This window comes from Bacteroidales bacterium (assembly GCA_014860585.1).
Lineage (GTDB): Bacteria > Bacteroidota > Bacteroidia > Bacteroidales > 4484-276 > RZYY01.
The window spans coordinates 59,204-70,199 of sequence record JACZJL010000107.1 but is presented as its reverse complement, the minus strand read 5'-3'; the positions used below and the strand labels follow the sequence as shown (position 1 = coordinate 70,199).

8 protein-coding genes are annotated in these 10,996 nt (G+C 40.8%); all 8 read left to right on the top strand.

Translation table 11 applies throughout. From position 1 onward, the window contains the following. The first annotated feature begins 387 nt into the window (after window positions 1-387). Window positions 388-2,970, top strand: coding sequence for a DNA mismatch repair protein MutS (mutS, locus tag IH598_11415; GenBank protein ID MBE0639119.1), 2,583 nt, complete (start codon window positions 388-390; stop codon window positions 2,968-2,970). A 75-nt stretch (window positions 2,971-3,045) separates the two neighbouring features. After that, window positions 3,046-5,499 carry a PAS domain S-box protein gene (locus tag IH598_11410; protein ID MBE0639118.1) on the top strand — a complete coding sequence of 818 codons (2,454 nt, stop codon included), beginning with the start codon at window positions 3,046-3,048 and terminating at the stop codon, window positions 5,497-5,499. Window positions 5,500-5,505: 6 nt separating this feature from the next. Further along, entirely contained in the window at window positions 5,506-6,180 is a 675-nt protein-coding gene (locus tag IH598_11405) for a response regulator transcription factor (GenBank protein ID MBE0639117.1), read from the top strand. Between the two features lie 133 nt (window positions 6,181-6,313). Beyond that, window positions 6,314-6,709 carry a response regulator transcription factor gene (locus IH598_11400; GenBank protein MBE0639116.1) on the top strand — a complete coding sequence of 132 codons (396 nt, stop codon included), beginning with the start codon at window positions 6,314-6,316 and terminating at the stop codon, window positions 6,707-6,709. A 510-nt stretch (window positions 6,710-7,219) separates the two neighbouring features. After that, entirely contained in the window at window positions 7,220-8,419 is a 1,200-nt protein-coding gene (locus IH598_11395) for an aminopeptidase (GenBank protein MBE0639115.1), read from the top strand. A 312-nt stretch (window positions 8,420-8,731) separates the two neighbouring features. Then, a complete protein-coding gene (locus tag IH598_11390) occupies window positions 8,732-9,373 on the top strand; it encodes a hypothetical protein (GenBank protein ID MBE0639114.1) in 642 nt (213 codons plus the stop codon). Between the two features lie 5 nt (window positions 9,374-9,378). Further along, entirely contained in the window at window positions 9,379-9,948 is a 570-nt protein-coding gene (locus tag IH598_11385) for a hypothetical protein (protein ID MBE0639113.1), read from the top strand. Window positions 9,949-10,126: 178 nt separating this feature from the next. Beyond that, complete coding sequence (locus tag IH598_11380; GenBank protein ID MBE0639112.1) at window positions 10,127-10,978, top strand: hypothetical protein; 852 nt, start codon at window positions 10,127-10,129, stop codon at window positions 10,976-10,978. Window positions 10,979-10,996: the final 18 nt, after the last annotated feature.

Genomic DNA, 10,996 nt, shown 5'->3' with positions numbered 1-10,996 from the left:
TTAAATTTATGGGATGCTGTTAAGTTTTAGTTAAAAATGTTCCCATTAAGAATTATTAAGGAATTTGGGACTGAAATGCTCTTGATAATGAATGGTTTATCGAATATTTCAATATTAAGCCCTAAGTCAGAATTAAAAGCTTAAATGTGGTCTCATAAGAGCGCGAAGAATTCTTAATCACTGATTTTCACTGATTGAACATTTTCCTGCAACCACTGATGTTAAGGAATAATAGTCAATGCATTGCCAATTGCCTGCATAAACGTTTTCCCAGGTACCCGGCTTATTCACAGGATGTCAATTCAATTCCCTGATTAGATTATTTTTGTTGAAATTTTTGCCATTTTGACCACTAAAAAATCAAGAGAAGCAATGGAGACCCCCTTGATGAAGCAATACACTGCCATCAAGACTAAATATCCTGATGCATTGCTGTTATTCAGGGTGGGCGACTTCTATGAAACTTTTGGCGAAGATGCAGTCAAGGCTTCCAATATTTTGGGAATTGTACTGACGCGCCGTGCCAATGGCGCCGCCTCCTACGTTGAGTTGGCCGGTTTCCCGCATCATTCCATTGACACCTATTTACCTAAACTGGTCAGGGCAGGACAGAGGGTGGCTATTTGTGACCAGTTGGAAGATCCAAAACTGACCAGGAAAATTGTAAAACGAGGGGTAACCGAATTGGTTACACCTGGCGTTTCATACAACGACAAAGTACTCAACCACAGGGAAAACAATTTTCTTGCAAGTATCCATCTGCTGCCGAAAAACTCGGGAATTTCTTTCCTTGATATTTCCACCGGTGAATTTTACCTGACACAGGGTTCCAACGAATACATCGATAAACTGATCCAGAGCTTTAAACCGAGTGAAATCATTATACAGAAAAGTAAGCGTCATCAGTTTACTGAGCAGTTTGGTGAAAAGTTTTACCTCACCACTTTCGATGATTGGGTATTTACAGAGGATTTTTCGAGGGATTTACTTCTGAAACATTTTGGGACGCCATCACTCAAAGGATTTGGCGTGGAAGAGCTAACCCATGGTGTGATTGCCGCCGGCGCTGCTTTTCACTATCTCGCCGAAACTCAACATAACCAGTTGGGTCATATCCGCAAAATCGCCCGCATTGAAGAGGATAAATATGTCTGGTTGGACAAGTTCACGATCCGAAACCTGGAACTTCTCAACTCGCCAAACGAAAATGCCGCCACACTCATCCAGGTGATGGATAAAACCATTTCACCAATGGGGTCACGCATGCTGAAAAAATGGATCACCATGCCGTTGAAAATTAAGAAGAATATTGGTGAACGACTTGACATCGTTGAGTATCTCCTGAACACTCCGGAACTTACAGAAATACTGCGCGACAACATCAAACAAATCGGAGATATAGAGCGGCTGATCTCCAAAGTTGCCGTCGGGCGGGTTAGTCCCCGGGAGATGATACAGATCATGCGGGGACTTTTTGCTGTGGAGAAAATCAAAGAGGGCTGCGAAATTTCAGGTGCTGAACCATTAAAAAAAATCGCCGACCAGTTAAATCCCTGTCAGTTGATCCGGAATAAAATTGAACAGGAACTCGAAGCTGACCCACCAGCTTTGATGAATAAAGGCAGGGTATTCCGTTCCGGTGTTTCAACCGATCTTGACGACCTGCGGTTGTTGTTGTATTCAGGGAAGGATTACCTTGACAAAATCAGAAAAAGAGAAATTGAACGTACCGGGATCACATCATTAAAAATTGCTTTCAACAGCGTTTTCGGATATTATCTCGAAGTCACCAACGCCCATAAAGACAAAGTGCCTGACGACTGGGAACGCCGCCAAACCCTGGTTGGTTCGGAGCGCTATATTACTTCCGAACTCAAAGAATATGAAGAAAAGATACTGGGCGCTGAGGAGAAAATTCTCGAAATCGAAAACCGACTATTCAATGATTTGGTGCTGAATGTAGCTGATTACATCGAACCAATCCAGCTGAACGCACTCCTTGTTGCCCGTATTGACTGCTTGCTTTCTTTTGCTGTAATAGCCGGCGAAAACAGTTACACGAGGCCCGAGATCAACGACTCCTTTGTACTCGATATCAAAAAAGGGCGCCACCCGGTAATAGAGAAACAACTCCCACCGGGGGAGGCTTACGTTCCCAACGATCTTTTTCTTGATAACAAAAAACAGCAAATCGTCATCGTCACAGGGCCAAACATGTCAGGTAAATCTGCCATGCTCAGGCAGACCGCACTGATTGTGCTGATGGCACAGATGGGTAGTTTTGTTCCGGCCGGTTCAGCGTCAATAGGATTAATTGACAAAGTATTCACAAGAGTTGGCGCATCCGACAACATCTCATCAGGGGAGTCAACATTTATGGTGGAAATGAACGAAACGGCAAGTATCCTCAACAATATCTCAAACCGGAGTCTGATTGTTCTTGATGAAATCGGGCGGGGGACCTCCACCTACGACGGCATCTCGATTGCCTGGGCCATCGCTGCACACCTGCACGATCATCCGCTGTTTCGGCCCAAAGTGCTTTTTGCAACACATTATCATGAACTTAACGAAATGGCTGCTTCGATGAAGCGTATAAAAAACTTCCATGTTTCGGTAAAAGAGATGAACAACAAAGTGATCTTTTTAAGAAAACTTGTTCCGGGAGGTACAGAGCATAGTTTTGGCATTCATGTGGCAAAGATGGCTGGAATGCCCAATGAAGTGATTGGACTCGCCAATGAAATGCTTAAACTCCTTGAAAAAAGCCATAGCCAGGACGAACTGAATAAAAAACTGAAACCCGCCTCAAAAACCGGAGACGACTACCAGCTAAGCTTCATCCAACTCGACGATCCGTTGCTATTACAAATCAAGGATGAAATTATAAACATCAACATCGACACACTTACACCTGTAGAAGCGTTGATGAAGCTCAACCAGATTAAAAATATGCTGAAGAGAAAATAACTTTCTTACTGCCAGCTGGCCATATGATTTAACGATTTAACACGGCTTCGTTTTGAACCTAAAAATATAAATGCCATGTTCCGATTTAATGAATACAACCGCCCGGCGTTGAAAACCGCAATCTACTTTTTTATTTTCGGGTTTCTTTGGATTTTATTGTCCGACCGCTTTCTCAACCGCATGGTTTCTGATGTTAATCTGCTCAAAGAACTTCAGACCTACAAAGGCTGGATGTTCATTTGCCTCACTGCTGTTTTGATCTATCTGATTGTGAGAAAGCAAATCAAAGTTGTTGTGAAATTAAAAGACATACTCCAAAGTAGCGAGCGCAGGTACAAGCAAATTGTTGAGTTGTCGCATGATGTAATATGGACCGTTGATGCCAATGGATTAATCACTTTTATCAACAGGTCAAGCGATCCTATCTATGGATTTCGCCCTGAAGAAATGGTCGGAAGAAACTTCTCTGAATTTATTGATAAAGAACAGTATGAAAAGAATTTAAAAATTTTTCAGGAAAACATCAAGCTCGGAAATTCTTCTGTCGAATACTATACAGTCTTCACCAACCAAAAAGGTGAAAAGGTTTATTTGCAGGATAATGTAAATGCCTTATTCGATGACCAGGGTCAACTGCTCGAAATTGTTGGCGCCTCAAAAAACATCACCAAAGATAAATTGTATGAGATGGAATTACTCGAGAATAAAGAGCGCCTCGAAATAGCACTTCAGGGTGGTCATCTCGGATTGTGGGACTATGACATCATAACACAAAATGTTTTTGTGAACGAGACCTGGTGTGAAATGATCGGATTGTCTGAAAATGTTGATCGTTATACAGCCGAACAATATGGTGAACTTTTTCACCCTGATGACATATCAGCACTTGAAGATTCCATTAAACTCTTTTTATCTGGAGAACCAGGTCACTTAATTATTGAACACCGGCTAAGACATCAAAATGGCAGTTGGAAATGGATATTAAGCAAAGGAAAGGTTGCAGAATGGGATGAGAACAAAAAACCTCTGCGATTTATTGGCACGAGCCAGGATATTACAGCAAGAAAGCAACTTGAACTTGACCTGAAATATTGGCTGGATGTTTATAGCAGTTTTATCAAATATGCCAATGAAGGAATATTCCTGCATGAAATCGAAAAACCTATTGATGAAAACACTTCTGTTGAAGAGCAGATTGACATACTTTTCAATCACGGCTACATAAAAACATGTAACGATTCATTCGCCGCCATGTATGGTTATAATCACGCTTACGAAATGGAGGGATTTACCCTTGCACAACTACAGGGTGGTGATGACAATCCACATAATATTGAGTTTTTACGAAAATTCATTCATTCAGGTTACAGGCTCAACAACGAATTATCCCTTGACAGGGACATAAATGGCCATCAACTTTACATTTCCAACAACCTGGTAGGAATTCACGAAAACAGCAGGCTGGTCCGTATCTGGGGCAGTCAGTACAATATAACCGAGCAGGTACTTGCACAAAAAAAGCTTGAAAACTCTGAAAAACGCTATAGGCTGCTTTTTGAAACAAACCCGGTCCCACTCATCATTTTCGATCTCGGGAGCTGTAACATTTATGATGTCAACAGTGCGGCAGAAAAGCTTTTTGAATGCTCGCGCACCGATTTACTTAAACTAAGTATTCAGGATATTCGTCCGGACTTATTGATGTATTCACTGGACGAGTTACAAGCATTGCTAAAAAGCGAACTTTCAACAACCACGGAACTCACACTGCTAATTAATGGCAAAAGAAAAATTCAGGCAGAGGTGAGAACAGACATGATTGAGTACGAAAGTAAAAAAGCGGTAATTGCAGCCGTTAATGATATCACTTTACTTCGTGAAGCCGAAAAAATGGTCATCCGCTCCCTAATCGAAGGTGAAGACAGGGAGCGCAAGCGGGTCGCCAAAGAAATTCATGATGGCCTCGGACAAAACCTGACAGCTGCTAGTCTTAACTTTGGGGCAATTAAGAACGCTATAGAACGCCTGGATGAAGCAAAACGCGACCAATTTAGAATTGGCTATTCTTTCCTGAACAATGCCATCGAAGAGAGTAGAAACATTGCACTTAACCTGATGCCAAAAGCCATTGATGATTTTGGTCTTGTGCCCTCTTTAAAGTCACTTTTTAGTCAAATCGAGAAATCTGGTGGGTTGAAAATTACCTTTTATGAAAATTTAAGAAATGATGTCAGACTTCCCCGTAATGTTGAACTGAACCTGTATCGCATCACGCAAGAAGCACTAAATAATACCCTAAAACATGCCGGGGCAACCCATATTTTTATTCAGTTGCTATTGCACACGAAGGAAATTATATATACTTTTGAAGACGATGGAAAAGGGTTTGATTTACGAAAAAACGCCAAAGAATCAAAAGGGATGGGGATCAAAAATATTAATAACAGAGCGATGGCAATGTCGGGAATTTTTGAGATGGACAGCACCCCGGGAAAAGGCACCGCATTAACAATTCAAATTCCGCTGTAGTAACAAATGACAACAACCGCAGATACAATAAAGATTCTTTTGGTGGACGACCACAAAATTGTTCGCGATGGGATCATATCGCTCCTTCATGGCGAGTCGCGGTTTCTCATCATTGGCCAGGCTGAAAACGGCATTGAAGCACTTGAAAAAATTGAAAAACTATCCCCCGACCTGGTCATACTCGACATAAACATGCCTATCATGAATGGACTGGAATGTGCCAGGCAGATGGCTGAAAAATTCCCGCACGTAAAAATCCTCACCCTTACCATGCTGAGCGAACAGGAACACATTAAAAACATGCTTTCAGCGGGTGTTGGAGGCTACATCCTTAAAAACTCCGGTCGGGAAGAGTTAATTACAGCCATCAATACTGTGATGGAGGGTCAAAACTATTTTAGCGAGGAGGTTAAAAACGTCATTATGATGGAAATGGTAAGAAAGAAAACCTCCACCGGAAAGATTTTTGGAGAGCCAATCCCTATTACACCAAGAGAACTGGACGTTTTGCAATTGATTGTTGATGAATTTACCAACCAGGAGATCGCCGAAAAATTATTCGTAAGTGTGCGTACAGTTGATGCCCACCGACGTAATTTACTCGAAAAAACCGGCTCAAGGAATACCGCAGGACTGGTAAAATTTGCCATCGAGAACAACTTACTCAAGAAAAAAAGATAGTCTTACCCCCCTGCTCCTATCATAGGAAATAGGTTTTTTTGCCGATCAAAGAAATCAGTATTTTTTACTACTTAATTCGGAAATAACTTATTTTACTTTGCGCTTGAATTTTTGGATCAATCTACAGGTTCCAATGAAAACGATCATAATTGGGGAAAATCAGTCAATAAACCAGGCATTCAGCGAATTGCTGAACAGTGAACTGTCATGCTGTTTTTCATTTATCAAGCCCGCAAATTTGTATTCGAATGGTCATCCTGCTGAAGATTTCACTGCCGACTTGATTTTGATTGATTTGTCCTCTTCAATAAGCAACAGCAGGAATTTCTTACAAAAAATCCGTCAGATGAAACCGTTAACCCCAATTATTGCTCTTCACTTTTACACAGACATTGCACTGGCAGAAGAACTCATCCAGGCCGGAGCATCAGCATATCTCCTAATAAATACCAGTTCTTTGGAATTAAATAATGCAATCCAGCATGTTCTGGAAGGGAAAAAATACATCTCCAAAGATATTTTGAATTGAGCGGTAGGCTATTCTACAGCGAAATTAGGTGTTTTTACCTATTTTTAAAAATACGTTTTTTTGCTGAAATCCAGAGTATAGAGCGAGCCTATCTTTGCAGCGTGATTTTGATGATAAGCTTTACAGTTTCAAAACACAAATTTACTGACAAGTTCTTTTAAAATTGAAAGATTTGTTTTCCGAATAGAAGAGAGAGTAATTGGTTTTCATAATGAACAGGGTTTTTAGGTTAAAAGGTATCGGGAAACCATCTGCCGAATGATGAGTTTTGAATTTATTGACTTGACTTGTAGCTAATTTTATCACTTGTAATTCTGTCGGCGGATGTGATACTAAGTTGAATCTTCAAATGGAATGATGAAATTTTGATGAAGAAGAGGTTTAATCGATGTTTCCCGATATTAAAAAAAGGTTGCCGACTATGTTGGCAACCTTTTTTATTTTATGCTGATAAAATTTGCATTTTATTAGCTTTGCAGCAACTTTTATAAATTTCAAAATCATACCCGGATGAAAAAATGTAACCTGCTGTTGACCGCATTTTTTACAATAACTATTAGTTTTCAGTCTATAGTTGCACAGGAAAATGAAAGTAAAGGCTACACATTTACTGATGAAATCAGACTTACCTCAACTCCTGTAAAGAATCAATATCGTTCAGGCACCTGCTGGAGTTATTCAGGAGTAGCATTTCTTGAGTCGGAGTTATTAAAAGCGGGTAAAGGCGAGTTTGATCTGTCAGAGGCTTTTATTATCCGGCAGGCTTACCTCGAAAAGGCTATCCAATATGTTCGCTGGCATGGTGAGAAAAACTTCGGGTCGGGTGGCGCAGCCCACGATGTGATCGAAATCATAAGAAAGTATGGCATTGTACCTGAAGAAGCTTACAATGGACTCGTTATTGGCGAGGATCTATTTGTTCATGGAGAAATGGATGAAGTGCTGAAAAGTTATGTTGATGGGGTCATAAAAAATGTCAACAGAAAACTTACTCCCGTTTGGATAAAGGGTTTCGAAGGATTGCTCGATGCCTACATGGGGCCATATCCCAAAAATTTTACCTACAAAGGGAAACAATATACACCCAAATCGTTTGCAGATGAGTTGGGACTTAATCTTGATCAATACATCGAAGTTGGCTCATTTACCCATCACTCTTTTCATCAACCGTTCGTCATCGAAATTCCGGACAACTGGATGCTTGGACAGATTTACAATGTTCAACTTGACGAAATGATGGAGATCATCAACAGCTCACTGGAAAAAGGGCACACCATTTCATGGGCTGCTGACGTCAGCGAAAAAGGGTTCTCATGGAAAAATGGAGTTGCTGTAGTTCCAGACGAGGACAAACCCGACCTTTCAGGCACTGAAAAAGAGCGATGGGAAGCACTTACGAAAGAAGAACGTGACAAAATGCTTTATGGTTTTTCCGAACCGGTGAAGGAAAAAGTCATCACTCAGGAAATCCGTCAACTATCATTTGATAATTATTCCACTACTGACGACCATGTAATAGAAATTATCGGCAGGGCAAAAGACCAGAACGGCACTACCTATTATATCATTAAAAACTCATGGGGTACCGACGGTCACATTTATAGTGGTTTATTCTATGCATCAGAGGCTTACATGCGCTACAAAACGATCTATTTAATGGTGAATAGGAACACGGTACCAGGCAAAATCAAGGAAATACTCAAGCTTTAAATTTTACTTAATCATAGCTTCACTCTTATCGTTTTTCCATCTCTCATCAATTCTGGTTGTTATTCTTTGATTTTGGAATCAACATGATCATTGTAACAGGTCGTTTAAATAAGTCCCTGATTTGGCATTTGAAATAATTTCAACGATAGTTCCGTTAGTCTGGAAATTTTGATTGTTCATAAGTTTTTAATAATAATCGCATTGAACGATCAAATGAAATATAAATCAAACCTATATTTGCGAGAGTTTAATGAATTAAAAATCAAATTATTAATTGTCCAAATTATGCTTGTAAAAATTAAAAACCTAATGATGCCAAGGCTGGTTCTCCTGCTAATTGTTGCAATTGTAGGTGTTGGTTTTTCGGGTTGCCAAAGCCAGAAAAAGATAGCCAAACAAAAAGCTGCAGAAGAACTTGCTGCAAAGATCGAGCAGGCCAAAAAAGACCTGCTTATGATTATCAATGACCAGGGAGACATGACCATTCCCCAGAAAGAGAAAAAAGTGGCTGATATCAAAGCGATGAACCTCAACAACAATGAAGTAGATGCTTTGATTGTTGAAGCAGAAAAAGCCATCGAACGGCAAAAGGCAGAGCTAAAGCGGCTTGAGGAAGAACGATTGCGCAAAGAACAGGAAGCGGCAGCAGCGCAACAGTTGGAAGAACAAAAGTTCGATAAAATTGAAGATTACCTTGATGCTATTGCATCAGCAAACACGGTGGATCTGGCCAACACAAGGATTAGTGATGCTTTAAAGTTTTTTGCATCACCGGATGTTCCTGTGCTTATTATCGTGTTTATGGATAGCGATATCAAAGACTATGACAAGCCAACAACCATTAAACGGTATCTCGAGTATCTGAAAGACCAGGGAAAAAACCCGAACAGGGTGCATAATATCCAGTACGATGCCAATGGTAAGATCACTGAATTAGAACTTATTAAACAGTAAATAATATGAAGAGCACCGCAATAACCGTATTGTTTTTGTTCCTGATCGGCACTCCAATGATTGCCCAGGATAACATCAGCCCTGAGCGTAAAATGGCTATTGACAGCCTGGCACTTGAGAAAGTAAGAGACCTTGGAAAATATATCAGCATTATCGGTAATAAACAAACGCCATGGTCAGAAGCCAACCGGGTGATTGACCGTACACTTGAGTTGTTTGCCGATGGAGCGATGATGGGAGTTTCAACCCTCAATTCAACGGAAGTCAAGTATTGGGGAGTCCGTACTTACCTCGAAAGGTTGATGGCGCTTAACTACGACAGGGTCAATATCGAGTGGTTCAATATTGAATATATCAGTGACCTGGAAAAGCAACCTGACGGAAGGTACGTCGGTGTAATCACGATTTACCAGCGGTTTGAGGGCAGGGTTGGCGATAATTTGGTATATGTTGATACAACCAAAAAAGACATTACAGTGTATGTTGAGCGCAAACAGACCCAGATTGGAGGCCGCCTGATTGGGTTCTGGGATGTGCTTCTTGGTGATATCAGGGTAGCTGAAACCATGCCCTGAGTTTTTTTATCCTGAATAATACAACCGCTGCAAAACGAATTGTAGAAGATAATTTTCGTATTTGCGGCGGTTTTAAATGTTCAGCATTTATACCATCAAAATCAAACATTTACCAACAATCAATCCAGGCAAACGATCAACCTCTTTACCAATTCATTATTCATCAAATCATATCCCTATGCAACTGATCAGAGCGTTGGTAATTTTCTTCATTTTCGTGGTATTGCAGGCTGAAGGCCAGGATAACGGTTCCTATCTGCGCTTAAACAGAAGCACTTCGGATGAAGAGGCCTCATTTTATGCCGAAACCAAGCAGGTCAACCAATTCTTAAGGCGATTCAACGGCGAGGAAGACGTAAGAGGGGTAAGGTTGTCAACCACCGATCCTTCATACCGGTCATCGGAGTTGAGAAAAAAATACATCAACATGTTGTTTGATCAGTCCGGTAATAACATGCCCGATCTGCTAAAAGAAGCTTTTGTGAATGATGTGACAAGATCGGATGCCCCTCGTTTTATTGATTTTCACGGGGGCGAATGGTTTGGGGAGGCAAACGTAGCGTTTCTACGCGGACGTGACCGGGTAAACATTACTTTGTTTATGGTTTTAGTGAAGGAAAATCTTGGATCGAAATGGGTAATCGATGATGTTTATTTTACCCCTTATGAAAACCTTTACAAGCCTGATGAAATGTCGGTTTCACGGTTTTTACACCCGATGAGCCACGAGTTGGATTTTATGAATCTCGACCGTGTATTTTCTTCGGGTGAATACACCGGCGACTATTTCAAGCAGGGATTTGAAATGGATAAACTGTCTGTTTTTCTCTACGAATTGCGTAATAATCAACTGAAATTTCAACAAGTTACTGATGTAACTTTTCATTTTTTTCAGATTGATGGCTGGTACGTCGAGATCAAGGAGTTTAACAGGCCGGGACTGAACCGGGGTTGGCTTATTTCTAACCTTATCAAACTGGAAACCGGGCAGAAGGAGCGTTTGATCAGTTTTATCCACCGCAGGGAGTAATGCATTCATCTAATTGAT

Coding starts and splice junctions, on each gene's coding strand:
- IH598_11380 (MBE0639112.1), top strand. CDS start 10,127: ATGCAACTGATCAGAGCGTTGGTAATTTTCTTCATTTTCGTGGTATTG.
- IH598_11390 (MBE0639114.1), top strand. CDS start 8,732: ATGCCAAGGCTGGTTCTCCTGCTAATTGTTGCAATTGTAGGTGTTGGT.
- IH598_11405 (MBE0639117.1), top strand. CDS start 5,506: ATGACAACAACCGCAGATACAATAAAGATTCTTTTGGTGGACGACCAC.
- IH598_11395 (MBE0639115.1), top strand. CDS start 7,220: ATGAAAAAATGTAACCTGCTGTTGACCGCATTTTTTACAATAACTATT.
- IH598_11410 (MBE0639118.1), top strand. CDS start 3,046: ATGTTCCGATTTAATGAATACAACCGCCCGGCGTTGAAAACCGCAATC.
- IH598_11400 (MBE0639116.1), top strand. CDS start 6,314: ATGAAAACGATCATAATTGGGGAAAATCAGTCAATAAACCAGGCATTC.
- mutS (MBE0639119.1), top strand. CDS start 388: ATGAAGCAATACACTGCCATCAAGACTAAATATCCTGATGCATTGCTG.
- IH598_11385 (MBE0639113.1), top strand. CDS start 9,379: ATGAAGAGCACCGCAATAACCGTATTGTTTTTGTTCCTGATCGGCACT.